This window comes from Sphingopyxis sp. H073 (genome assembly GCF_001468395.1).
Classification (GTDB): domain Bacteria; phylum Pseudomonadota; class Alphaproteobacteria; order Sphingomonadales; family Sphingomonadaceae; genus Sphingopyxis.
The window spans coordinates 450,887-475,434 of sequence record NZ_LNSG01000004.1 but is presented as its reverse complement, the minus strand read 5'-3'; the positions used below and the strand labels follow the sequence as shown (position 1 = coordinate 475,434).

General features: G+C 63.1%; 25 protein-coding genes. 15 read left to right on the top strand and 10 right to left on the bottom strand.

Features of this window, described 5'->3' with window-relative positions:
- Nucleotides 1-121: 121 nt before the first annotated feature.
- The 3 genes from ATE64_RS10385 to ATE64_RS10375 all read left to right on the top strand — a co-directional run bounded on the left by ATE64_RS10385 (nt 122) and on the right by ATE64_RS10375 (nt 1,398).
- Nucleotides 122-709, top strand: a complete 588-nt coding sequence (locus ATE64_RS10385) for a LuxR C-terminal-related transcriptional regulator (protein WP_058455492.1) — start codon at nt 122-124, stop codon at nt 707-709.
- A gap of 195 nt (nt 710-904) precedes the next feature.
- Nucleotides 905-1,132, top strand: coding sequence for a hypothetical protein (locus ATE64_RS10380; protein ID WP_058455491.1), 228 nt, complete (start codon nt 905-907; stop codon nt 1,130-1,132).
- Complete coding sequence (locus ATE64_RS10375; RefSeq protein ID WP_058455490.1) at nt 1,129-1,398, top strand: usg protein; 270 nt, start codon at nt 1,129-1,131, stop codon at nt 1,396-1,398. Before ATE64_RS10380 ends, ATE64_RS10375 begins: the two co-directional genes overlap by 4 nt.
- 95 nt (nt 1,399-1,493) lie before the next feature.
- Here ATE64_RS10375 and ATE64_RS10370 read toward each other — a convergent pair whose 3' ends face one another.
- The 3 genes from ATE64_RS10370 to ATE64_RS10360 form a co-directional block, all read right to left on the bottom strand.
- Nucleotides 1,494-1,973, bottom strand: a complete 480-nt coding sequence (locus tag ATE64_RS10370; RefSeq protein ID WP_058455489.1) for an Hsp20 family protein — start codon at nt 1,971-1,973, stop codon at nt 1,494-1,496.
- 475 nt (nt 1,974-2,448) lie between these two features.
- Nucleotides 2,449-3,216, bottom strand: coding sequence for a hypothetical protein (locus tag ATE64_RS10365; RefSeq protein ID WP_058455488.1), 768 nt, complete (start codon nt 3,214-3,216; stop codon nt 2,449-2,451).
- Nucleotides 3,217-4,048: 832 nt separating this feature from the next.
- Nucleotides 4,049-6,571: a TonB-dependent receptor gene (locus ATE64_RS10360; RefSeq protein WP_058455487.1), complete on the bottom strand. Its 2,523-nt coding sequence runs from the start codon at nt 6,569-6,571 to the stop codon at nt 4,049-4,051.
- Nucleotides 6,572-6,687: 116 nt separating this feature from the next.
- Here ATE64_RS10360 and ATE64_RS10355 point away from each other — a divergent pair, with 116 nt between their 5' ends.
- The 9 genes from ATE64_RS10355 (at nt 6,688) to ATE64_RS10315 (ending at nt 15,791) form a co-directional block, all read left to right on the top strand.
- Nucleotides 6,688-7,356, top strand: coding sequence for a GntR family transcriptional regulator (locus tag ATE64_RS10355; RefSeq protein WP_058455486.1), 669 nt, complete (start codon nt 6,688-6,690; stop codon nt 7,354-7,356).
- A gap of 31 nt (nt 7,357-7,387) precedes the next feature.
- Nucleotides 7,388-8,299: a hydroxymethylglutaryl-CoA lyase gene (locus tag ATE64_RS10350; RefSeq protein ID WP_058455485.1), complete on the top strand. Its 912-nt coding sequence runs from the start codon at nt 7,388-7,390 to the stop codon at nt 8,297-8,299.
- 12 nt (nt 8,300-8,311) lie between these two features.
- On the top strand, nt 8,312-10,360 hold the full coding sequence (locus tag ATE64_RS10345) for a hydantoinase/oxoprolinase family protein (protein WP_058455484.1): 2,049 nt from the start codon (nt 8,312-8,314) through the stop codon (nt 10,358-10,360).
- Nucleotides 10,361-10,371: 11 nt separating this feature from the next.
- Nucleotides 10,372-12,258, top strand: coding sequence for a hydantoinase B/oxoprolinase family protein (locus ATE64_RS10340; RefSeq protein ID WP_058455483.1), 1,887 nt, complete (start codon nt 10,372-10,374; stop codon nt 12,256-12,258).
- Between the two features lie 2 nt (nt 12,259-12,260).
- Nucleotides 12,261-13,451 carry a CoA transferase gene (locus tag ATE64_RS10335; RefSeq protein ID WP_058455482.1) on the top strand — a complete coding sequence of 397 codons (1,191 nt, stop codon included), beginning with the start codon at nt 12,261-12,263 and terminating at the stop codon, nt 13,449-13,451.
- Complete coding sequence (locus ATE64_RS10330) at nt 13,448-14,089, top strand: isochorismatase family protein (RefSeq protein ID WP_331458622.1); 642 nt, start codon at nt 13,448-13,450, stop codon at nt 14,087-14,089. The genes ATE64_RS10335 and ATE64_RS10330 overlap by 4 nt, the downstream gene beginning before the upstream one ends.
- A 545-nt stretch (nt 14,090-14,634) precedes the next feature.
- The gene (locus ATE64_RS22000) at nt 14,635-15,276 is read left to right on the top strand and encodes a hypothetical protein (RefSeq protein ID WP_058455480.1); all 642 of its coding nucleotides are present in this window, start codon (nt 14,635-14,637) and stop codon (nt 15,274-15,276) included.
- Nucleotides 15,266-15,568 carry an antitoxin Xre/MbcA/ParS toxin-binding domain-containing protein gene (locus ATE64_RS21995; RefSeq protein ID WP_058455479.1) on the top strand — a complete coding sequence of 101 codons (303 nt, stop codon included), beginning with the start codon at nt 15,266-15,268 and terminating at the stop codon, nt 15,566-15,568. Before ATE64_RS22000 ends, ATE64_RS21995 begins: the two co-directional genes overlap by 11 nt.
- Nucleotides 15,558-15,791, top strand: coding sequence for a hypothetical protein (locus tag ATE64_RS10315; protein WP_058455478.1), 234 nt, complete (start codon nt 15,558-15,560; stop codon nt 15,789-15,791). The genes ATE64_RS21995 and ATE64_RS10315 overlap by 11 nt, the downstream gene beginning before the upstream one ends.
- A gap of 279 nt (nt 15,792-16,070) precedes the next feature.
- Here ATE64_RS10315 and groL read toward each other — a convergent pair whose 3' ends face one another.
- Together groL and groES are read right to left on the bottom strand one after the other, a co-directional pair.
- Nucleotides 16,071-17,690, bottom strand: coding sequence for a chaperonin GroEL (groL, locus tag ATE64_RS10310; protein WP_058455477.1), 1,620 nt, complete (start codon nt 17,688-17,690; stop codon nt 16,071-16,073).
- 46 nt (nt 17,691-17,736) lie between these two features.
- The gene (groES, locus tag ATE64_RS10305) at nt 17,737-18,051 is read right to left on the bottom strand and encodes a co-chaperone GroES (protein ID WP_058455476.1); all 315 of its coding nucleotides are present in this window, start codon (nt 18,049-18,051) and stop codon (nt 17,737-17,739) included.
- Between the two features lie 259 nt (nt 18,052-18,310).
- Between groES and ATE64_RS10300 the strand changes: the two genes are divergently transcribed.
- Both ATE64_RS10300 and ATE64_RS22220 read left to right on the top strand, forming a co-directional pair.
- Nucleotides 18,311-18,538 carry a hypothetical protein gene (locus ATE64_RS10300; protein WP_058455475.1) on the top strand — a complete coding sequence of 76 codons (228 nt, stop codon included), beginning with the start codon at nt 18,311-18,313 and terminating at the stop codon, nt 18,536-18,538.
- Nucleotides 18,535-18,807, top strand: a complete 273-nt coding sequence (locus ATE64_RS22220) for an usg protein (protein ID WP_231729067.1) — start codon at nt 18,535-18,537, stop codon at nt 18,805-18,807. Before ATE64_RS10300 ends, ATE64_RS22220 begins: the two co-directional genes overlap by 4 nt.
- A 113-nt stretch (nt 18,808-18,920) precedes the next feature.
- Here ATE64_RS22220 and ATE64_RS10290 read toward each other — a convergent pair whose 3' ends face one another.
- From ATE64_RS10290 to ATE64_RS10275, 4 genes are read right to left on the bottom strand one after another with little or no spacing between them, the layout of a single operon-like run.
- Nucleotides 18,921-19,526 (bottom strand): ABC-type transport auxiliary lipoprotein family protein, encoded by a 606-nt coding sequence (locus ATE64_RS10290; RefSeq protein ID WP_231729066.1) that lies wholly within the window; start codon nt 19,524-19,526, stop codon nt 18,921-18,923.
- A gap of 5 nt (nt 19,527-19,531) precedes the next feature.
- Nucleotides 19,532-20,473, bottom strand: coding sequence for an MlaD family protein (locus tag ATE64_RS10285; RefSeq protein ID WP_058455474.1), 942 nt, complete (start codon nt 20,471-20,473; stop codon nt 19,532-19,534).
- On the bottom strand, nt 20,473-21,333 hold the full coding sequence (locus tag ATE64_RS10280) for an ABC transporter ATP-binding protein (protein WP_058455473.1): 861 nt from the start codon (nt 21,331-21,333) through the stop codon (nt 20,473-20,475). Before ATE64_RS10280 ends, ATE64_RS10285 begins: the two co-directional genes overlap by 1 nt.
- A complete protein-coding gene (locus ATE64_RS10275; RefSeq protein WP_058455472.1) occupies nt 21,333-22,439 on the bottom strand; it encodes an ABC transporter permease in 1,107 nt (368 codons plus the stop codon). Before ATE64_RS10275 ends, ATE64_RS10280 begins: the two co-directional genes overlap by 1 nt.
- Before the next feature lie 91 nt (nt 22,440-22,530).
- Here ATE64_RS10275 and ATE64_RS10270 point away from each other — a divergent pair, with 91 nt between their 5' ends.
- The gene (locus ATE64_RS10270) at nt 22,531-23,256 is read left to right on the top strand and encodes an HAD-IB family hydrolase (protein WP_082657747.1); all 726 of its coding nucleotides are present in this window, start codon (nt 22,531-22,533) and stop codon (nt 23,254-23,256) included.
- Here the strand turns inward: ATE64_RS10270 and ATE64_RS10265 are convergent.
- Nucleotides 23,253-24,545 (bottom strand): cystathionine gamma-synthase family protein, encoded by a 1,293-nt coding sequence (locus tag ATE64_RS10265; protein ID WP_058455471.1) that lies wholly within the window; start codon nt 24,543-24,545, stop codon nt 23,253-23,255. The genes ATE64_RS10270 and ATE64_RS10265 overlap by 4 nt on opposite strands.
- Nucleotides 24,546-24,548 lie beyond the last annotated feature (3 nt).

The following is a 24,548-nucleotide window of genomic DNA, read 5'->3' as shown; positions in this document are numbered from 1 at the left end:
TCATGGATCATCTGGGTTTTTCTCGTTCCGCCGCATTCCGGCGCCGACGAGGCTTGCATGACAGGGGGCAAGTGTCGCAACATGTCCCTTGGGGCATGAGGCGAGGAGCAGGCAGGAAGCTATGTCATTGAAGACGATGATCGCGGCGAGCCCGATCGCTGCGGTGATCAGCGACCCGCGGTTGCCCGACAATCCGATCGTCGAATGCAATGCGGCGTTCGCGGCGCTGACGGGATATGCACGCGAGGAGATTATCGGGCGGAATTGCCGTTTTCTTTCCGGCCCCGGCACCGAGCCTGAACTGACCGAGACGTTGCGCGCCTCAATCCGCGCGCGCCGGCCCGCGCTTGTCGACATCCTGAACTATCGCAAGGACGGCTCGCCGTTCCGCAACGCCGTCCTCGTCGCGCCGATATTCGGGGTCACCGGAAAGCTCGAATATTTCCTTGGATCCCAAATGGAAGTAGGTGGCGTCGAGGATGCGGCTGCCCAGCGCACCGCAAGGGCGCGCCAATTGATCGAGGCGCTTTCGCCGCGGCAGCGCGAGGTATTGAAGCATATGGCGAGCGGGCAGCTCAACAAGCAGATCGCATTCGCACTTTCATTGTCGGAGCGCACGGTGAAGATGCACCGGTCGGCACTTTTGCGTGCGCTCGGCGTCGAGACCACCGCGGATGCCATCCGGTTGGCGGTCGAAGCTGGTTACTGACGGCCGCCGAAAGCGCACCTCTTCGCTTCAAGAGGATCGGGCAGAATTTTTTGTTCCCCCGGGTTGGGAGAAACAAGGCCCCCTTTTCAACGGCCTCAGCCCTCTTGACTCGACTCGCTGGCTTCCCAAAATCTGTATCCGCGGCCTTTTGCCGCACGACGAGAAAGGAATGGCGACAAGGAAGGAGGCACGATCATGTCCGAGCCATTTTCCCGTTTTCTTCATCCCTTCGACGTGGCGCGTCACCCGAGCCTGGAGCCCGAGGTCAAGCGCGCCCTCCTCGCATCCTGGGCATCGGACCGCTCGGCAGTCCGCAACCGGCCGGCGCTCCGCAAGCCGCCGGGCGTGCGGCGCGCGGTGCCGGTCGACGATGTGCTGGCGGCGCTCCGCTCGCTCGACGGCGGCGAAGCGCGCGCGCCATGACCGACCGGGCGCTGATCGCGCAGCTGGACGGCTATGGGCTGACGACCGCCGAGATCCACTATTACCGGCCCGATCATCCCTCGCTGCTCCAGCTCTTTGTCTGGCAGGACTATGATCTTCCGCCGGACTTTCCGATACTGTTCGATTTTCTGGCCATGTGGCGGCGGCAGATCGAAGCTGCGCTCCATTCGGTACGGATCGCGCATCATGCGCTGATCGGACCCGCCGAGTGGCGCGCGGCCGATATTCTGCGGTCGCTGGAATAGGGCGAGCGGCCGGCCAGGTCGCTGCCTGCCTAACCCCCGCCGCCGACAATCTTCCTGAAAAAAGGGGGCACGATGGAGTGCCCCCTCTTAGGCGCTCACGCGCTTTCGAGCGCCTTGTCCTCGGGCGCTGCGATCCGCTGCCGCTCGCCGGAACTGCTGCCGATCTCGATCTTGCGCGGCTTCATCGCTTCGGGAACGACGCGGTTGAGCTCGATCGTGAGCAGCCCGTCGGCGAAGCTTGCGCTGCCCACCTCGATATAGTCGGCCAGCTGGAAGCGCCGTTCGAATTCCCGGCGCGCGATGCCGCGGTGGAGATAGGCGCGCTTCGCATCCTCCCCGGCCGGCTTGCCCGTGACAGTGAGCTGGTTCTGCTGCGCGACGATCTCGATCTCGTCGGCCTTGAAGCCGGGAACCGCCAGCGTGATGCGATAGCGGTCGTCGGCGTCGCGGACGATGTCGAAGGCGGGATAGCCGTCGGACGTCTCGCTGCGCTGCCCCTTCTCCAGCAGGTCGAAGAGGTGGTCGAAACCCACCGTCGAGCGGCGGTAGGGGGTAAAGTCGAAGTCGGTTCTCATTTCCAAATCCTCCTGAGTGAAGCAATTCGGGCATGAGATGCGCCGGGACGTAGAGCCGGCGCTCTCTATGTCCTTCGGACCCGCAAAATGCGGCGTCCAGGAAAAAATTAGGTAGGCCTTTTTCGGTTTCAAGAGGCGGCGAGTGCATCTGGCGCACCGCCCCAATGTCCCGGGAAGGCCGACAAGGTGATCCGCGCGATCACGACGCTGGCGGACGCGCCGGGCATGGAGACACTGGCCGAGGGCGTAGAGGATTAAGCGCAGCCGAAATCGTGCGGCAGGAGGGGTGCCACCAGATCCAGGGCCATTTGCTGATCAAGCCGATCGAAGCCCACGCGGTTCATGCCTCTATCGCAGCTATGGCGATCAAAGCGGACCACCAGCGGCTAAAGGCGTGACGTCAAGTCTGCGCTTCTTGCCGTGTCTCGACCCCTAAGGTCGACCGAAATGATGCGCGGTCGACCTTGGCTCCATATCAGAAGCGGCGCTGCCCGTTGCCCCAGTTGCCAATGTCGCAGCGCCCGGAAAAGTCGGTGACCGCCTTGATGGTGATGAGGCCGGTGCGGCGATCGATCGTCAGCTTGGGCTTGTTCATGCCATTGAGGCGATAAGTCGCGGTGATCTGATCGCGTCCAACGACCAGGTTTTCCAGATCCCACCACCCATGATCGCCGCCGGAATGGATCGGCGGCACAAGCTTGGGCCCGAGGTGGATACGGCCCTGCGTTCCGTAGAGTTCGATCTGGATATCGCTGTTGAATGCCTCGGTGCCGCTCGCCACCTGATTGCTCCATTCCCATTTATGATTGGAATGGTTCCAGGTGTAAGTCGGCTGCGAGGTCACGGTCGGGCGATTTCCGCCGCCATAACAGACAAGGACCATCGAATTGGGGTCGCGATAGTCGGATGCGGGCGGCGGTGCGCCGTGATCGTTCCGGTTGTCGCCCTGTGACCCTTCGGAGCAGTTCCCGGCAGGCACCCCGATGATCGCGGCGTAGCGGCCCTCCATCGTGGATACGGAGATGCAGCGTCCGGTGCGCTTGTTCCACCAGAAGGTGAAACGCTGATCGCGCACGTCGTTCGACTGACGCTGCTCATATCCGCGCGAGAGAAGCTGGGTCTCGCCGCCGGCCGCCCGGGCCCCGACAAGATCCTCGACATCGGAGGCGCCTTGGGCCGTGGCGGAGGTGGCAAGTGCGATCACCGCAAATGCGGCCGGCAGAGCTAGGACGTGACGCATCATTGGCTCTCCTGTTGCTATGCGAGGCTAGCATCGCCGCGACACCCTGCAAGCTCAATTTTTCGCAAAGGATATCGCCATTATGCGATGGTCGTTCGATCTGACGAGCAGCGGGATATGCCGGCGGCCTTGACGGCCAAGATAGGGTGGGGATCTGTCATGGCTTCCCCGGTCATCGCGGCCTGAATCCCAAAGTTCAGGAAAGTTCAGCCCATTGAGCGCTCTTTTTGGACCGGGAGCATGCCGAACGCATCTCGCACGCCTCGTCCCGACCGCTTTCATCTACCAGATGAAAGAGCCGGAAGAAGGCTGACACAGCGGGATAATGTAGGAAAGGCCTATTTGCAGGCGATGGCGGATTTGGGGTGGTGAGCGGCTAACCGAAGCTCGTCATGCTGAACTTGTTTCAGCATCCATGAGCTGACCTCTCATCGACCGCTGCGTTGAAGGAGGCGACGGACCATGGATCCTGAAACAAGTTCAGGATGACGATACTAGAAATGTCGTGCTCCGGTCGCTTTAGGTCATCCAAGCAAAATTCCGATGAACGTCAGCCATTTTGGATTTATGCCCGGGACGCTGACGGTAGGCCACGGGCCGATAGTCGACGGTGGCGGTACAGGCTCCCGATACAGGTTTCCTTCGCTCGTTGACTTTTTCACGGCCCCGTGGGCGACTATCGTCGAGCTATCAGACGGAAGACGGTTTGCCGCGCGCAGATTTGCCCCAGCGTTGGCGCACCCGATCAGGTCCGGGCCGCCTCCTTCGACAGTCGCCAATCAATTCCTTCGTCACTGGCAAAGGCGGCGAGGGGTTTTTGCGGCATAGGGCCGCGCTAGAATTTGAAGCCCGCTTCGACGCCAATCAGCCTGCGTGCGCCTGGCGAGATGAAAGACCCGCCAAATTCGATCGCGGGGATGGCCTCGTTGATATATTTGCGATCGAGCATATTGTCGGCGAACAGCATAAGCGACCATCTGTCGCTCTGAAGTCCCGCGCGAAGGTTGAGCACGCCGAATGCGTCACGGCGAGCATTGATGTAACTGCCGTTGCCGGCCGACGGCGGCAGCGCGAACAACGAAGCCGGAAGCAGCGCGCTGAAGACCGTGGGGCTGCTCTGATTTTGTACGGTATGGAACCATGTCGGCCCGGTGATGCGATAGTCGGCGCGCAGAACGAGATCGAAGTTGCGGGCCAGCGGCGCGTCGATCTGGGTGCCGAGGTTGATCGTATAGTCCGCCGTATAGGGAGATTTGTTTCCTACCGTGTAGGTTCGCGAACTGTTCCGCTTGATCTCGCTGTCGGTCAGATTGACCGATCCGAACACTTTCCAACCGTCGACAATTCGGGCGCTGGCGTTCAATTCGACGCCTTTGATATCCACCCGATCGATGTTCGAGACGACGCGCAGGAGGCCAAAGGACCCCACGAAAAACTCGAAGAACTGCATGTCCGTGATCCGGGTGTAATATCCGGCAAGATCGAAGGTGACGCGATTGTCGAAGAGCGCCCCCTTGACGCCGGCTTCGAACGAGCTCGAGCGTTCCTTGCGATAATTGTCGTCGATTGCGACATTGGCATCGATCGTCCCGAAATCGACGCCGTTGTTGAAGAACTGGTCGACTGTCGCTGACGAACCCTGGTTGTTGAACCCGCCCGATTTAAATCCCACGCCCCAATTGGCATATATGTTGGAGTTTGCCGTCGGCGAGTAGCTCAGACTGACCTTTGGCTGGAGCTGCCGAAAGGTTTTCGATTGATCGGGGATGCTCCCGGTCGCCGGAAGCCCCGGATTGATCTTCGCCCCGGTAATCGGATCGAGCACATTCGGCACGCGGCTCGATACGTTTCGGTCCTCGATATCGTAGCGGAGCGCGAGGCTCAGCTTGAGGCGGTCGGTGACGTCATAGTCTGCCGATCCGAAGACGGCGTAGACGTTGGTCTTGAACTTGTCCGAATAAAGCTGCGAGGTAGGATTGCTGCTGCCGGGTGCATTGTAGAGCTGCTGTATCAGTCCCAGGCCCAGATCGGCTCCCAAACTTACCCCGACCGAGCGGTCGATATGGAGAACATAGCCCCCCAGCTGCCAGCTCAGGGCACCGTCCCCGTTCGAGGCCAAACGGATTTCTCCGCTGATGTCCTTCTGGTTGCGAACCTGAAATTGCGTGCCATCGCATGTGGTGGGGCTGTAGGGGCCGAAGGTCGAGCCCGAGAAGTCGAAAATGAAGGGGACAGGAATCTGCCCTATCGCGCCAGGCGGATTGACGGGGTATCCGGTATTGGCAGCTGTTGACGCGAAACAGGCATTTTGAACAGCAAGATTGGTCGGGTTTGCGGGGGCGCCAAATGCCGGGGCAATATAGCGCGCAAAATCCGCCGAGGTGCCGTCTGCCGACAAGGACTGCCGGACATCGGAGTATAGCGCCCATGCCGTCAACCGCGTCGAGCCAAAATCATGGTCCAGCTTGATCGAGGCATCGAACGACTTCTGGTCGTTGGTGGGGCGGATATTGCTATAATAATTGAACGGGTGATCGTCGACGTCTTCGTTGAAGGCGCCGCCCAATGCCGGCAGGTGAAAGGCCGCGTTGAAGTTGATCGAGGCTCCCGACAGCTTCGAATAGCGGGTCTTGACATCGATCTCGGTCGCCTCGCCCAGGTCCGCGACAAAGCGTCCGTCGATCGACCATATTTCCTGGTCGTCGACCACCTTGCGATCGAGAAAGCTGTTGCGATAAAAGCCGTCTGTCGTGCGATAATAGCCTGACACGAGAACGCCGGCATTGCCGCCGATCGGCGCCGATACATAAGCGGAGCCCTCGAAGGTATTTTCGTTGGCGTAACTCGCCTTGACCGCGCCTTCGAACTGCTCGCCAGGTTTTGCGGTCGTTATCACAATCGCCCCGGCGGCGGCGTTGCGGCCATAGATGGCGCCTTGCGGCCCTTTCAGAATTTCGATCTGGCGCAGCGTGCCCTGGTTCTGGTTGAGCTGAGCGCTGTTGGTTTTCAATATCCCGTCGACCACGAGAGCCACCGAGCTTTCGGCATCGCGCGCGCCATTGATCCCCCGGATGTTGATTTGCGTATCCCCCGCCTCCGCGGTCCCGGTCACAATCGTCACGCCCGGCGTCAACTGGGCAAAGCCCTGCGCATTATCGACACCCGTGGTTTCGAGCGTGTCGGACGTCAACACCGTCACCGACGCAGGGACATCGACGAGCCGTTCATTTTGTCGCCGCGCAGTGACAATGATATCGCCTTCATCTGTTATCCCGGCGCTCTCCTGCGCGGCGGCCGGACCAGATTGGGCTGCGATGGCAGCGATCGAAGACAGCAAGACGGCTTTCGTGATGCGCATCGTTGACTCCTCGGTGTCAAATTCGGCGCCGCCCCTGCAAAGACACGTTGGACGTTGCCCCCGCTACGTCATATTGTATACAAACATCGAGCGTCAAGTGCTCAAAGGAGGCAAGAATGTCGCGCGCATCCGATCGGGCCTATTCGCAGATCCGGAACATGGTGTTGTCGGGTGACCTGGCGCCCGGCGAGCAGCTGCGCGAGGAGCAACTGGCCGAAATTTGCGGGGTTTCGCGCACGCCTATTCGCGACGCGCTCAGGCGCCTCGAAAGCGAGTCTTTCGTGCGCCGGAACGACTCCCAGCGCAGTTTCGTGGCGGACTGGTCACTGGACGACATGGAGGAGGCGTTCGAGCTTCGCGCAATGCTCGAATCGCACGCGGCAGCCCGCGCCGCTGTCCGCGTCAGCCCCGAGCAAGTCGAGCAGCTCAGGCGATGCAACCAGGCGATCTACAGGGCGATCGCGGGTGACGCGCCGGACATTCCGGCGTTTCTGGAGCAGAACCGCATATTTCACGCGATCATCATGGAAGCGTCGGCGTCTCAACGGCTCGCGCTCATGCTGTCGCGGATCATCGAGCAGCCCGTCGTCCTGCGAACCGCGCTCCAATATGATCGGGAAGATCTGCAAAGCTCCGGTCGAGAGCATGACGAACTGCTTGCCGCATTCGGCCGACGCGATCCCGATTGGGCGGCCGCGGTCATGAAGAGCCACATCCGGCGCGCCTTCCATGCCTATGCCGATGCGCACAAGCGCGGGAGCGGGCGTCAGGTCGAGGGAGGTTGATTTTGTATACATATATGCGAATGAGGAAGCGATGATTCTGCCATCCGCCATCGAATTCGTCGAAGTGGGCCCCCGCGACGGGCTCCAGAACGAGCCCGTCATCCTTGCCACGAACGACAAGCTTTCGCTGATCGAGCGCCTGATCGACGCCGGGGCACGGCGGATCGAGGTGGCAAGTTTCGTCAATCCTCGCCGGGTGCCTCAAATGGCCGATGCCGAAGATGTCTGCGCCGGGCTGCCGCGGCGCGGCGACGTCACCTATGTCGGGCTCGTGCTGAATCTTCGCGGCGCGGAGCGAGCGCTTGCCACCGGCAGGATCGATCAGCTTGGCGCCGTGGCGGTCGCGACGGACAGCTTCGCCATGGCCAATCAGGGGCAGACATGCGCGGGCTCGGTCGCCGCGGCGTGCGATATCGTGGCGCTCGCGAACCGCGGGGGCGCGTCGGGGCAAGTGACGATCGCGGCTGCGTTCGGCTGCCCCTATGAGGGCGAAGTCGACCCGTCGCATGTCGTCGAAATCGCGCGGACCCTGGCGCAATCGGGCCCGGCAGAAATAGCGCTCGCCGACACGATCGGCGTCGCCGATCCGTGGCGCGTGACCGAGCTCGTTCGCCGCGTGAGCGACGCGGTCGCGCCGCTTCCGGTCAGGGTTCATTTTCACAATACGCGCGGCACCGGACTGGCGAATGTCTGGGCGGCGGTCGCGGCGGGCGCGACGATCGTAGATGCGTCGGTCGGCGGCCTCGGCGGCTGTCCCTTCGCGCTGGGGGCCGCGGGGAACGTGTGCAGCGAGGACGTCGTCTACATGCTTGAGCGCGCGGGGATTGCGACCGGCATGCGTATCGATGCGCTGATCGCGACCAGCCAGTGGCTTGGCAGCCTGATCGACAAGCAATTGCCGGGCATGGCGGCGCGCGCGCCGGCTTTTCCGCCGGGCGCCTGAGGAGGCTACGCAATGGGCTATCGTTTGGGCGTCGATGTCGGAGGAACATTTACCGACCTTCTCCTGTTTGACGACGCATCGGGCGCCTTCTGGCGTCACAAGACCCCATCGACGCCGCAGGACAGCTCCGAAGGCATTGTCACGGGGCTCGATGCCATCTGCGCCCAGGCCGGCATCGCCGCCAGCGACATAAGCTACCTCCTCCACGGCACGACGGTCGCAACCAACGCCGTGCTCGAAGGGAAGGGTGCCCGAGTGGGACTGGTGACCACCGAGGGACATCGGCATATCATGCAGATTGCCCGAAGCTATGTGCCGGGCGGCCTCGCCGCATGGATCGTCTGGCCCAAGCCAGTGCCGCTGGCGGCGCTCGAAGATACGGTCACGGTAAAAGGCCGGATCAGCGCGGCAGGCGAGGAGGTCCGCCCGCTGGACGAAACGGACGTTCGGCAGGCGCTCGGGGCGTTGAAGGAACGGGGTGTCGAGGCGATTACCATCAGCCTGATCAATGCCTACGCCAACGGGGACCATGAAAGCCGGATCGGGACCCTGGCCCGGGAAATCATGCCCGGCGTGCCGGTATCATTGAGCCATGAGATCCTTCCTGAAATGCAGGAATATGAACGGACGTTGACGACCGTTGCCAACGCGGCCGTGCGGCCCGTCGTCGGCAAATATATAGCGAGCCTTCGCAACCGGCTCGCCGAGCGGGGGATGGCAGGGAAGTTGTCGCTGCTCCGGTCCGACGGCGGACTCATGTCTTCGGCAAAGGCCGAGGAGCATCCCGTGAATATTCTGATGTCGGGGCCGGCCGGCGGTGTGACGGGTGCGCTTTGGGTCGCGAAGCATTCCGGGTTCTCCAACATTCTGACGCTGGACGTTGGCGGCACGTCCACCGACGTGGCGCTCATCGAAAATCTCGAGCCCCGCCGCGCGCGTACGACCGATGTCGGCCATTTGTCGGTTCGGGCATCCTCGCTAGACGTCAAGACGGTCGGAGCTGGCGGGGGCTCGATCGCCTATGTTCCGGAACTTACGCGCGCGCTTCGCGTCGGACCGCAATCGGCCGGCGCGGTGCCCGGCCCTGTCGCTTATGGCAAGGGCGGCAGTGCGCCGACGGTGACCGACGCCAACGTCGTCCTCGGCTATCTGCCCGAGAACCTGCTCGGCGGCTCGTTTCAACTCGATCGCGAGAGCGCCGCAAAGGCCGTGCAGACGATCGCGGACGCGCTTGGGATCGATCTGATGAGCGCGGCTCGCGGGATCATCGACATCGTCAACGAAAATATGTTCGGGGCGCTGCGCATGATCTCGGTCCAGCAGGGCTATGACCCGCGGCATTTTGCATTGATGGGGTTCGGCGGCGCCGGCCCTCTCCATGTCAATGCGGTGGCGCGGCTGATGGGAAGCTGGCCTGCGATATCGCCGGTATCGCCCGGGGTGCTCTGTGCGCTGGGCGACGCGACCACCCGAATGCGCACCGAGACCGCGCGGTCCTTTTCGCGTTTGGCACAGGACACCGACGCCCGCGATTTGGTCTCGATGCTCAGCGACATGGCGACGCAAATTCGCGCCGAGCTGGAAAGTGACGGCCTCAATGCCGATGAGATTGATACCGAGTTTGAAATTGACGTTCGCTACGCGGGACAGGCGTTCGAAGTACCGTTGACCACGCCCCTCGACACGCTCGAACGCGACGGCATCGAAGGGCTATTGTCCCGGTTCGACGCCGAGCATCTGCGCCTTTTCACGTTCAATATGGAAACGCCGCATGAGATTGTGAATCTGCGCGCCGTGGCGTTGGGACCGGTTTTGAACCTGCCGGCGGCTGAATTGCCGCACGGCGATGGCAATCCCGCCGCTGCGAAAATCCGCGACCACCGGCTCTGGATGGACGGCGAGGAGCGATCGGCCATCATTTACGACCGGTCAAAGCTCAAGCAGGGCGACATCATCCCGGGCCCTGCGATCGTGATCGAGATGGATTCGACGACGCTGATCGAAAATGGCTGCGTCGCCCGCGTCGACGCGTTCGGAAACATCCTGATCTATCTGGCCTGAGGAGCAAGACCATGCCCGCGACGATCGTCCAGACAAACTCGCAACCGTTCGCCCCCGCCGAAATCGATCCGGTGACACTCGACATTATCGAAAACGCACTTCGCAACGCTCGTGTCGAAATGGATGCAACGCTGGTGCGGACCGCGATGTCGCCGGGAATTCGCGAGCAGGGCGATGCCTTTCCGCTCATCGCCGATCACAATGGCAAGATGATAGTGGGTCAGTTCGGCAGCTTCATCGGCGGTTTTCTGAAGCAGTTCGACGGCACGCTCGAAGATGGCGACATGATTTTTCTGTCGGACCCCTATAGCTGCGAAGGGGCTGTCAGCCATTCCAATGACTGGCTTATTCTGCTCCCGGTTTTCAAATCAGGCCGCCTCATCGCCTATACCGCCATGTTCGGCCACCAGTCCGACATCGGCGGCAAGGTGGTAGGCTCGATGCCGATAAACGCTCGCTCGATCTTCGAGGAAGGAGTGCGGATTCCGCCGGTGAAAATCTGGCGAAAGGGTGAATATAACGAGGATCTGATCAAGCTGGTCATGCATCAGACGCGCAAACCCGACTGGTGCCAGGCCGACTTGAACGCGCTGATCGCCGCGTGCCGGGTTGCGGCGCGGCGGGTCGTCGAAATGGCAGACCGGTTTGGCGATGACGTCTATGTGTCGGCAACGCAGGAACTGCTCGCTCGCAATCACCGGGCCATGAAGCAGTTGATCGCAATGGCGGTCGCCGAGGAACCGGTAAGTTTCGAGGATTATATATGCGATGATGGAATGGGCTATGGCCCGTACAAGATCAAATGCACGATGTGGCGCGACGGCGACAAGGTTGTCCTCGACTTTCAGGGTACCGATCCGCAGAGCAGCGCTTCGATCAATTTCTACCTCAATGAAAACATGTTCAAGATGTTCTTCGGAATCTACATGATCATGGTCTTCGACCCGCAGATCCTGTTCAACGATGGCTTCTATGACCTTATTGACGTCCGTATTCCCGCCGGATCCCTGCTGAAGCCCCATTTTCCCGCCGCCCTGTCGGGCCGCACGCATGCACTGGGCCGTATTTTCGACATTTTGGGTGGGCTGCTTGGGCAAAAAACACCCGAATTCTTGAACGCGGCGGGCTTTTCGTCGAGTCCCCATCTCTTTTATTCGGGCAACGATCACCGCCCGGGTAAAGGGGGGGAGTGGTTTCAGCTGTTCCAGATCGGATTTGGAGGCATTCCGGGCCGCCCGATGGGTGACGGCCCCGACGGACATTCCCTGTGGCCGGGCTTTACCAATGTTCCGAACGAATTTCTGGAGCGTTACTTTCCGCTCATGATCGAGCGCTACGAGACCGATCCCGACAGCGGAGGGGCGGGGCTTCATCGCGGCGGCAACGGTATTCATATGACCTACCGCTTTCTCAGTCCCGGCACGATTTCGATCCACGACGATCGCTGGTTCGTTCCGCCTTGGGGCGTGAACGGCGGGGCGCCGGGCAAGCGTGCGCGGAAAATATTGGAGCGAGCCGACGGGTCGCATTGCGTGATCGGCAACAAGGTCGAAGACATCAGCGTTGCAGTCGACGACCAGCTCCATTTCATCACTTGGGGCGGTGGCGGCTGGGGCGATCCGCTGGCGCGCGATCCATCGCTGGTCGGCCTGGAAGTCTTGCAGGGGCTTGTAACCGTCGCTGGGGCCCGCGCTTATGGGGTGGTCGCCAGCGAGGACGGCGAGATCGACGCCGCCGCAACCGAGGCGCTGCGCCATCACATGCGCAGCACCCGCGCACCTTTGTCGCTTTTCGATTATGGCCCGGGGGTCGAAGCCTTGCGCAGCGCCTGCGAAGCCGAGACGGGGCTCCCGGCACCGATACAGCCGGCATGGCCGGAGCTGGAAGCCGCGCAGTGAATATGGACCGGGCAGGCGCGCTGCACGGCCTTCGCGTCGTGGAAATGGGTCAGCTGCTGGCCGGTCCCTTTTGCGGCCAACTTCTTGGCGACATGGGCGCTGATGTCATCAAGATCGAGCCGCCGGGAGCCGGAGACCCGATGCGCCTGTGGGGCCAGGGCGAAGACAAGGTTCACTGGGAAGTCATTGCGCGCAACAAGCAGTCGGTATCTTGCAATCTGCGCGTTGCAGCGGGCCAAGCGCTCGCGCGGAGACTGATCGCCACGGCCGACGTGCTCATCGAGAATTTCAAGCCGGGAACGCTCGAAAAATGGGGCCTCTCGCCAGAAGACCTGCATCGGGACAATCCGCGTCTGATCATTGCGCGCATGTCGGGTTATGGTCAGACGGGTCCCTATTCGGATCGCGCCGGATTTGGCGGCATCGGTGAAGCCATGGGGGGCTGGCGCTATATTGTCGGCGAGCCCGACCGCGCGCCCTCGCGCATGGGAATTTCGATCGGCGATACATTGTGCGCCACATATGGTTGCATGGGCGTTCTTGCCGCGCTTCATTATCGCGAAAAGACCGGCTTTGGCCAGATCGTCGACGCAGCGCTTTATGAATCGGTGCTGCAAGTGATGGAAGGGCTCGTGGCCGAATATGATCATGCCGGCATCATACGTGAGCGTTCGGGCTCCATCCTGCCGGGGATCGCACCGTCCAATGTGTATCGGTGCCTTGACGGCGAATTCATGATCGGTGCCAATAATGACGCCATTTTCAGGCGCCTCGCCCAAGCCATGGAGCAGCCCGCTCTCGCCGACGACGAGCGCTATGCGACCCATATCGCAAGGGGGCATCACCAAGCGGAACTCGACGCTCTCATCAACCGGTGGACGGAAACGCTGCCCGTGGCGGAGGTCGATCGGCTGATGATCGAACATTCGGTACCGGCAGGCCGGGTCTATCGCGCGCCGGAGATGCTCGCCGACCCCCATTTTGCTGCACGCGAAGCGATCGTCGAAGTTGAAACCGAACGCTTTGGCCCGCTCAAGATGCAGAATGCCTTTCCGCGCCTTTCGCGGAGCCCGAGCGCGGTCCGGTCGCCGGCGCCATCGCTCGTTGGTCAGCATAATGACGCGATTTACGGGGATTTGCTCGGTATATCGACGGAGGAGCGAGATGCGCTCGCCGCTGCCGGGGTCATATGATGGCCGGACGCGACGATCTCGGAGAGAATTATCGCGGCACTTTTGACGGACACCTGCCCTTTGGCACTCGTCCCGCCTTGCTCATCGTCGACTTCGTCATGGCCTATCTGGACCCCGCTTCGCCGTTATTTGCAGGCGCTGAAAATGCTCTTGCATCCACGGTGCGACTTTTGGCGGCCGCCCGGGCAGCCGGCATGCCGATCGTCTTCACCAACGTCATATTCGAGCCCGGCGGCTCCGACGGCGGATTGTTCTACAAGAAGGTTCCCGCTCTCAGTTGTCTGGACAGAGGTTCGCCTCTCGGCGAATTTCCGCGCGAGCTTTCGCCGGGGCCCGGCGAACATGTCATAACCAAACAATATCCGTCGGCGTTTTTTGGCACAGGGTTGAGCGCCCTTCTCGAAGGGGATGGTATCGACACCTTGATGATAGCGGGGGTTTCGACATCGGGGTGCGTGCGGGCCTCTGCACTCGACGCACTCCAGCACGGCTTCGCCCCGTTCGTCGTCGAAGACGCGTGCGCCGATCGCCACGTCGATCCCCACCAGGCCAGCTTGTTCGATCTTCAAGCCAAATATGCGGAAGTCATCGACGAGAAACAGGCGATATGGCAAATCGAACGCCTCTGCCGGTCCTGAATCTTGGAGCATCAGGATCCTGGCCTCGCGGCCGTCGGCCGTACGGTGTGGTGCGATGTTTTCGATCGTCGAAGCCACCCATGATCGGGCGGCCGGATATGCGCCAGCCGCTTGCATAAACCACCGCCGCAAACTGGCTTGCAGGACAAGAAACTGGCGAAGCCATGATTGCTTACCGCGAAAAGGATCGAGCCAGACTCTCTGTGGATCAGGCGATCCGACGGGAGCGGAGGAGGAGGACCAATCGAAGGACCCGGCGCTGCGCCGCCGACGAGCTGCCGCACTCTCGTCCATAAACCGCCCCCCTTTTGAATTGGGGGTGATCGGAGGCCGGAGAGATAGCATTGAAGGCGCGCTTGTCTGTTCTTGAAGCGATCATTTCAAAAGCGGGCCGTCCCAATCGGCCACCCACAACCGTAGCGACGACGCTTGCAGGGCGCACTTGAAAACGCGCATCGTCAGCCCCATCTTTCGTGAATCGCCGACTTCGTTTCTGCATGTTGGCGCCTGAGAGACGATCGCGCTCCCGCAAAAGGGAGGCGAATGTGGATCTCAATCAACTCCTCTATCATCACCAGATGGCGCTGTTGGCGGTAAGTCAGGCGCAACGCGACGGGCATTTGCTGCCGAATTTCGACCTGCCACGCTATTATGCGAAGCGGATCGATCAATATCGCGAGCGCAGAGGGCTGACGGACGGCTTCGCGGCATTGACAGACGGGGCATCCGGCGGTCCCAGGGCCGATTCGCCGATCGCGGAGGCCGCGGCGGATTATCCCATGTTCGTCGGCGACACGCTGATCGCCGAACTGCTCGTCAACGAGGTGCTCGCCATGACCGCGGAGGAACGCGCTTCCTTCGCGCTAGAAGATGTCATCGGCCGCCTTGCGGATATCCAGGAGGATGTCTGGATCGTCGGCCGCGATATCTACCGGGCGCTCGGCCTCGATGAGGAAAAGCTCGCCGCGCTTGCGGCAAAGCTACCCGCCCCACCCGATCTGCACCGGACAGGCGCGGGAGCGTTCGAGCCCTTCCGGTCGCGATCCGAAGAGGGCATCGAACATCTTTACGTCGAACAGTTCCGGGTCGGAGCATTTCGATACTCGAACATCGACGATGCCCGCGCCGCCCTCGCTCGCCAAAGCGCCGGTGCCGGTCCGGCAAGGGAGCAAGCCAATGACGCTTGATCCGAACCAAACCCGCGCCGCGCCAGTGAATATGCGTACGAACCCGTTCCGGCGACATCGCACAGCGTCGCCGCTCGCTCCGCGCGACGCGCAGCGCCAGGGCGCCATCAGCGCGCTGGCCTTCCAGCTTCTTGGCGGCCGGGACCCGGCACTCGCCTTCCTGAACACCGAAAGCAGTGCGTTGGGCGGTCGGCCGATCACTCTAGCGACCCAGAGCGATGCGGGTTATGCGAGCGTCGAGCGGGAAATCCGTTCGCGATCCGTATCGGGAAGCGAATCCCATGCCGGATAACCGGCAGCTCGCGGACCATATCGTCCGAAGCTGGTTCGAATGGGAACTCGATGGCTTCGCGCGCAAGGTCATTCTCGTCGTCGAAACGGATATCCCGATGCAGCCCGACGAAAGCGGCTATGACGCGATCATTCTCGATGAACTGCGGGCCGCGGCGATCGCAAGGTCGCGTGCGTCCCCCGGCGCCATCGATCGCATCCGCATCGTGCCGATCCGCTACTAGCGCGTCCCGACGAGAAGGTTCGATTCCTTCGCCTATGGCCGATTATGAAATCATCGCAGTTCGCGAGGGGCGGGTAACGGCCGGACGCATCCTATCGCGGCCGTGAAAATTGGAGACAGCCTGTTCCTTGCCGACCCGATCGTCGACGGGATCAGCGCGGGAAGGGGATAGCAGGCAGCTTCTGATCAGGGTGGCGCATCGCGGCCTCAAGGAAGTGCCATCGTCTTGCTGCGCTCGACCTGCGGGTGAGGGCGGCAGTCTCCCGCCGCCCTCCGATCGTCAGAAGTCCATCGCCGGCATCGGCGCCGCCTTCTCCTCCTTCGGCAGTTCGGCTACGAGCGCCTCGGTCGTGATCAGCAGCGACGCGACCGACGCCGCATCCTGCAGCGCGGTGCGAACGACCTTGGCGGGGTCGATCACGCCCGCCTTGACGAGATCCTGATACTCGCCGGTCGCGGCGTTGAAGCCCCAGCTATACTCCTCGCTTTCGAGCAGCTTGCCGACAATCCAGGCGCCGTCCTCGCCGGCATTGTCGGCGATCTGGCGCGCCGGCGCGCGGAGCGCGCGGCGGACGATGTCGATGCCCGACTGCTGGTCGTCGTTCGCAGCCTTCAGGCCCTCGAGCGCCTTCAGCGAGCGGAGCAGCGCAATGCCGCCGCCGGGAAGGATGCCTTCCTCGACCGCCGCGCGCGTTGCATGGAGCGCGTCGTCGACGCGGTCCTTCTTCTCCTTGACCTCGACCTCTGTGGCGCCGCCGACGCGGATCACCGCGACGCCGCCCGCGAGCTTGGCGAGCCGCTCTTGCAGCTTTTCGCGGTCGTAATCGCTGGTCGTCGTCTCGATCTGCTGGCGGATCTGTGCGATACGGCCGTCGATGTCCGACTTCGAACCGACGCCATCGACGATCGTCGTATTATCCTTGTCGATGACGACCTTCTTCGCGCGCCCGAGCATGTTGATCGTGACGCTCTCGAGCTTGATGCCGAGTTCCTCGCTGACGACATTGCCGCCGGTGAGCACCGCGATATCCTCGAGCATCGCCTTGCGGCGGTCGCCGAAGCCGGGCGCCTTGACCGCCGCGACCTTGAGGCCGCCGCGCAGGCGGTTGACGACCAGCGTCGCGAGCGCTTCGCCCTCGACATCCTCCGCGATGATCAGCAGCGGTCGGCCCGACTGCACGACGCTTTCGAGGAGCGGCAGCATCGCCTGCAGGTTCGACAGCTTCTTCTCGTGGATCAGGATGTACGGATCGTCGAGCTCGACCTTGAGCTTCTCGGCGTTGGTGATGAAATAGGGGCTCAAGTAACCGCGATCGAACTGCATGCCTTCGACGGTCTCGAGTTCGGTCGCCAGGCTCTTTGCTTCCTCGACGGTGATCACCCCTTCGTTGCCGACCTTTTCCATCGCCTCGGCGAGGATGCGGCCGACCTCTTCGTCGCCGTTGGCGGAGATCGTTGCGACCTGCGCGATCTCGCTGTTTGCCTCGACCGACTTGGCGTGCGCCTTGAGGTCATCGACCACGGTGGTCACGGCAAGGTCGATGCCGCGCTTGACGTCCATCGGGTTCATCCCCGCGGCGACCGCCTTCGCGCCTTCGCGGACGATCGCCTGCGCGAGCACCGTCGCGGTGGTCGTGCCGTCGCCGGCCTTGTCATTCTGCTTGCTGGCCACCTCGCGCAGCATCTGCGCGCCCATATTCTCGAACTTGTCGGCCAGCTCGATTTCCTTGGCGACGGTGACGCCGTCCTTGGTGATCCGCGGCGCGCCGAAGCTTTTCTCGATGACGACGTTGCGGCCCTTGGGGCCCAGCGTCACCTTCACTGCATTCGCAAGCGTATCCACGCCGCGCAGCATGCGATCACGCGCGTCCGACGCAAATTTCACTTCCTTGGCAGCCATTTTGACCTCCTTCTTGATGTCCTTTCAATTGTGGATGGATGCGGCGTCAGGCCGCCTTCTTGAGCGCCGCGGCCTGCTCGATCACGCCGAGGATGTCGCTCTCCTTCATGATGAGCAACTCTTCGCCGTCGATGCGCACCTCGGTGCCCGACCATTTGCCGAACAGGATGCGGTCGCCGGCCTGGACGTCGAGCGCGGTCACGGTGCCGTCCTCGGCGCGGGCGCCCGGACCGACGGCGACGACTTCGCCCTCCTGCGGCTTTTCCTTGGCGGTGTCGGGGATGATGATGCCGCCCGAGGTCTTTTCCTCGGCTTCGATGCGACGGACGACCACACGGTCGTGCAAGGGACGGAAATGCATGCATAACCTCCATGTTGCATAACGATATGATACAGACCGCGCGCCTGTCCGGGACGCGCGGCGCCGAAAAGCTAGGAAGCGGATTTTTTCGCTTCAAGAGGATCGGGCAGAATTTTTTGTGCCCCGGTTGGGAGAAACAAGGCCCCCTTTTCAACGGCCTCAGCCCTCTTGACTCGACTCGCTGGCTTCCCAAAATCTGTCCTCGCGGCCTGTTGCCGCACGACGAGAAAGGAATGGCGACAAGGAAGGAGGCACGATCATGTCCGAGCCATTTTCCCGTTTTCTTCATCCCTTCGACGTGGCGCGTCACCCGAGCCTGGAGCCCGAGGTCAAGCGCGCCCTCCTCGCATCCTGGGCATCGGACCGCTCGGCGGTCTGCAACCGGCCGGCGCTTCGCAAGCCGCCGGGCGTGCGGCGCGCGGTGCCGGTCGACGATGTGCTGGCGGCGCTCCGCTCGCTCGACGGCGGCGAAGCGCGCGCGCCATGACCGACCGGGCGCTGATCGCGCAGCTGGACGGCTATGGACTGACGACCGCCGAGATCCATTATTACCGGCCCGATCACCCCTCGCTGCTCCAGTTAGCGCGGCAGTTCGAGCGCCTTATCCTCGGGCGCTGCGATCCGCTGCCGCTCGCGGGAACTGCTGCCGATTGCGATCTTGCGCGGCTTCATCGCTTCGGGGACGACGCGGTTGAACTCGATCGCGATGCCGCGGTGGAGATAGGCGCTAGCTGGCGGCGGCGTGGATCAGCATGAGGCGATTGGGGTCCGGCCCATGATCGAGAGCGGTCACGCCCGCCGGCACTCTCCGGGGACGATCTTCGCGATCGCCGGCAAGCCGAACCGGATCGCGGTCCGGTCCGGCGGCGTTAGCCTCCCAGCCAAGCTGCGACATCGACCGCAACCTTGTTCGCCGCGCGCGCCAGCGCTTCGCCCGCGGGCTTGGCCTCGATCTTGGCGGCCAGGGGTTCGCGGACCTCGAAGCGGCGCTGCGTGACGGTCTTGCCGCCTGCCGAGACGAGCATCGCCTGATAGACGACGACCGCCTCGTTCGAGCGCGCGTCGATGCCGAATTCCATGAGCTGTCCTGCGAGTTGTTCGCCGGGTGCGGTCAGATATTGACCCTCGTCGAGGACGACGCGGGCGGTGCGCGCGGCGACGGTTTCGGACACCAGCCGCTGGAACAGCCGCTGCGGCGCCTCGACCCATTGCGCGTCCTTCACATAGGTCACGCTGCTGTCGTCCTGCTGCACGGGAATGCGCGTCGTGCGCAGCTTCTGCGGCGCGGTCGGGATCAGGATCGTCAGGGTCGCAGCCTCGGCGGCCGTGCGCGCCTCGCCCGAGGTCGGCGCGGCGTCGGCGTCGAGCGTCAGGAGGAAGGGCGGCGTCTTGCCGCCGAGCCCGATGCAGCCGGTGAGGCAAACGGCAACCACGGAAGCGAGCAGGGCGGTGCGGGTGGTTTGCATCATGGACATCCTCATCATTCCTTGTAGTCGGGCAGCTTGCTGCCGCCGAGGACCGCGCCCGCGCCCTGCTGGTCCAGCTTGTCGGTCAGGCTGGACAGCGAGGCCGAGGTGCGACGGAGGTCGCGGATCAGCGCATTGGCTTCGGGGATCGTCGTGTCGCTGAAGGTCTTGAGCCCCGGCCGCGCGTCGGCGATCGCGGATTCGAGCGTCTTCATCGATGCGTTGGCGGACTTCAAAGTATCGCGCAGGTTTGCCATCGCGGGGTCGACGTTGCGGTCGATCGTCCCCTGCGCCGAGGCGGCGAGATTGCCGACCTGCTCGGCCGCATTGCCCGCCTGCTGGATCGCAATGCGCGCGTCGGCGAGCGCCCTTTCGAGCGCCGGGCCGTTGCGCGCGAGCGTCGCGGTGGTCGCCTCCACATTGTCCAGGATGTTGGCGAAGCTTTCCTGATTCTTGTCGTCGGCGAGTTCGGCGAGGCGCTCGGTCAGCGTCGAGAGGCGTTGCAGCAATTGCGGCGCCGTGTTGAGCAGTTCGCCGAGACCGCCGACGCGCGTCGGGATGACGGGCTTGCCGGCGGGCCCCTTGTCGGTGATCGGTGGTGCGCCCTTTACCGCGCCGTCGAGCGAGATCTGCGAGACGCCGGTGAAGCCGACGCCTTCCAGTGCGGCGGTGGTGCCCTGCAGGATCGGCACGCCCTCGTTCACCTCGATGCGGACGCGGACGAATTGCGGATCGTCGGGCCACAGCGCGATCTGGCGCACCTGTCCCGCAGGAACGCCGGAGAATTGCACCTGCGCCCCCTTGTTGAGGCCGTCGACCGACTGTTTGAAGAAGATGTCATATTCGCGCTTGGTGCCGCCGCTGTCGTTGGCGAGCCAGACGACGAAGCCGGCGAGGGCGAGCGTGAAGAGCAGGACGAAGGCCCCGACCAGCACATTGTTCGACCGCGTTTCCATCAGCTCTTCCTATCCTGGGTCTGGTTGCAGCTCGAGGCGGCGCGGCCGCGCGGGCCGTTGAAATATTCCTGTATCCACGGATGCTCGGTGGCAAGCAGTTCGGGAATCGTGCCGACCGCGATGACACGCTTTTCGGCGAGCACCGCGACGCGGTCGCACGTCGCATAGAGCGTGTCGAGGTCGTGGGTGATGAGGAAGACGGTGAGGCCCATCGTGTCGGCAAGGCCGCGGATGAGCTCGTCGAACTTCGCGGCGCCGATCGGATCGAGACCCGCCGTGGGCTCGTCGAGGAAGAGCAGCGCGGGATCGAGCGCGAGCGCGCGGGCCAGACCGGCGCGCTTCACCATCCCGCCCGACAGCTCGGCGGGATATTTGGGCCCCGCGTCGGGGGGCAGTCCGACCATCGCGACCTTGTAGGCGGCGATCTCGTCGAGCAGTTTCTGGTCGAGGCGCGGATAATATTCGCACAGCGGCACCTGGATATTCTCCGCGACGCTGAGCGTCGAGAAGAGCGCGCCGCCCTGGAACATCACGCCCCAGCGGCGGCGAAGGTCGCGCGATTCCTCTTGATCGGTGATGGTATCGAGCGTCTTGCCATAGACTTCGATTTCGCCTGCTGCCGGCGTCTGGAGCCCGACGATCGAGCGCATCAGTACCGATTTGCCGGTGCCCGACCCGCCGACGACGCCCAGTATCTCGCCCGAACGGACGTCGAGGTCGAGATCGTCGTGGACCACCGCGTCGCCGAACTGGTTTCTGAGGCCGCGAATGCGGATCGCAAATTCGAATTTTTCGGGACGCACCGCGTCAGCGGCCGCCAGCTCCTCTTTAATTTCCTGCTGCTCGATTTCGTCGGCCATCAATTCCACCCCAGCGAGGAGAAGAAGACGGCGAAAAAGGCATCGAGAACGATGACGAGGAAGATGGCGGCGACGACCGCGGATGTCGTGCGGCGGCCGACCTCCTCGGCATTCTGGCGCACCTGCATACCTTCGTAACAGCCTGTGACGCCGATCAGGATCCCGAACACCGGCGCCTTGATCAGCATGATGTAGAAATCGTGCATCGGGATGATCTCGCGCAGCCGTTGCACGTAAGTCAGCGGCGGGATTTCGAGCCCGAGCCAGCAAAAGACCCCGCCGCCGATGATCGCGCAGATGCTGGCGTAGAAGCCGAGCAGCGGCATGGTGATCGTCGACGCCGCGACGCGCGGCAGCACGATTGCCTCCATCGGCGAGACGCCGATCGTGCGCATCGCGTCGACCTCTTCCGTCAGCTTCATCGTCCCGATCTGGGCGGCGAAGGCCGACCCTGAGCGGCCGGCAACCATGATCGCGGTCATCAATAGGCCAAGTTCGCGGAGCGAGGCGCGGCCGACGAGATTGATCGTGAACACCTCCAGCCCGAACTGTTCGAGCTGCACCGCGCCCTGCTGCGCGATGACGATGCCGATCAGGAAGCTCATCAGCCCGATGATCGGCAGCGCGTCGACGCCCACGGCCTGAAAGCGCGTGACGACGGCGTTCCAGCGCAGGCGGCGGCGGGCGCGGATCTGGATGCCGAGCGCCACAATCATCGCGCCGAAGAAGCCGACGATGCCGAGCAGTTCGTTCCAGATGGCAAGGGTGGCGGTGCCGACCTGTTCGAGCATTCGCTCGATCGGCGAACGGCGGTCGCGGTGAACGGCATATTCGCTCTTGTCTTCGCGCAGCGCCTCGAGCAGCCGTTCGGCCTCGGGGCTTGCGCCAATGACCTTCGCGCCATGTTCGTTAACGGTGCGGGTGACAATCCACGCGCCGACGGTGTCGATTCGTTCGATCGCGGAAAGGTCGATTGTCGCGATCGGGCCGAGTTCGTCGAGGCGCGCGGGCACGTCGCCAAGGCGCGCCAGCGTCAGCCGACCCGTGAAGCGGACCGCAGCGCCATCGGCGCCGTCGTCATAGTCGAAGTCCGCCCTGGCCACCATCTCGCGGGGGACATTGTATTATTTGCCCCGAGACGGCAAGCGAATCCGAAGCCGCTTGGCGCCTCGCTGCGCGCGCCTTATGGACGGGGGCATGGATGCGCCCGTGCCAATCGTCCCGACCGAATACCGGCATCGCGTTGCGATGTACGACATGGACCGAACGATAACGCGTTCAGGGACTTACAGCGGATTTCTGATGCATGTTGTCCGCCGGCGCCAGCAATGGCGCATGCTGTTGCTGCCGCTTGTCGCGCTGGCGGGCGCGGCCTATTCGCTACGGTTGATCGACCGGTCGCGGCTGAAGGCGATCAACCTGCGGCTGCTCGTCGGGAAGCAGTTCAGCCGTGACGAGATCACCCCGCTTGCCGAAAGCTATGCCGATCAGGTGATCGGGCGCGGGTTGCACGCGGCGGCGCTCGACCAGATCGCCGCCGACCGCGAGGCGGGATACCGGCTGCTGCTCGCGACGGCGTCGTTCCATCTTTATGTCGACGCGATCGCGCGGCGGCTGGGGATCGACGACGTGCTCGCGACGCGGCTCGACGAGCCCGATGGCGCCGATCATATCCACGCGCGGCTTGCGGGCGACAATTGCTATGGCGATGCGAAATTTGCGCGCATTTCGGATTGGCTCGCCGACAATGACATCACGCGCGATCAGGCACATATCCGCGCCTATTCGGATCATGTCTCCGATCACCCGATGCTGCATTTCGCCGACGAGGCGGTCGCGACGACGCCGTCGCGCAAGCTCAAGCAGCTCGCGCCGAAAATGGGGTGGCAGGTGGTCGACTGGCGCGCGCGGCGCGGTCGTTAGACCGCGTCCAGCGCCTGCGCGAAATCGGCAATCAGGTCGTCGGCGTCCTCGATGCCGATCGACACCCGCACCAGATTGTCGGTGATGCCGAGTGCCTTCTTGCGCTCGTCGGGAACCGACAGATGCGTCATCGCGGCGGGGTGGCTCGCCAGCGTCTCGGTGCCGCCCAGGCTGACCGCGAGTTTCGCGATCTTGAGCGCGTCGAGGAAGCGGAAGCTCTCGGCCTCACCGCCCTTGATGAAGAGCGAGAAGGTCGAGCCCGCGCCCGAACAATGGCGGTCGAAGATATCCTTCTGGCGCGCCTCGCTGATGAAGCCGAGATAGCCGAGGCCCTCGACCTTCGGATGATCGCGAAGGAAGGTGCAGACCTTCAGCGCATTTTCGCCCGCGCGGCTCATGCGCAGTTCGAGCGTTTCGAGGCTGCGCAGCAACATCCACGCGGTGTTGGGGTCGCAGATCGTGCCGATCGTATTGCGCATCGGACGGATGATGTTGAGCAGCTTCTGGTCGCCCGAGACGCCGCCCGCAACGAGGTCCGAATGGCCGCCGGCATATTTGGTGAGGCTGTAAACGACGAGTTCGGCGCCCTGCTTCAGCGGCTGCTGCCAGAGCGGGCCGAGGAAGGTGTTGTCGATCGCGATCGCGGGCTTCTGCTCGCCGGGGAAAGCGGCGTCGCGCGCGGCGCGGACGGCCTCGACATCGACGAGCGCATTGGTCGGGTTCGCCGGGCTTTCGAGATAGACGAGCGCGACCTTGCCGCCCTTTTCGGTGGCGAGCGCCTTCGCGCGGTCGAGGATTGCGTCGATCTCTTCGCGGGTCGCGCCGGCCGGGAAATCGAGGAAGCTGACGCCGAAGCGCGACAGGATGCGCGCGATCAGCGTTTCGGTCGCAGCATAGAGCGGACCCGAATGGACGATCACGTCGTTCTGGTTCACGAGCGCGAGGAGCAGGGTCGCAATCGCCGACATGCCGCTGGAGAAGACGAGGCTGTCGTCGGCGCCGTCCCAGACCGCGAGGCGGTCTTCGAGGATTTCCTGGTTCGGGCCGTTGAAGCGCGAATAGACGAGGCCGTCGGCGGGGCCTTCGCGCTTGCCGGTGATATGTTCGAAGAAGCGCTTGCCGGCGGCGGCGCTTTCAAAGGCGAAGGTCGAGGTCAGAAAGATCGGCGGCTTCAGCGAGCCTTCGGAGAGCACGGGATCATAGCCGAGTCCCATCATCAGCGTGGCGGGGCTCAGCTCCTTGTCGCCGATTTTCTTGCTGTTCGTCTTGGGTGTGCCGCGCATGGCCATGGG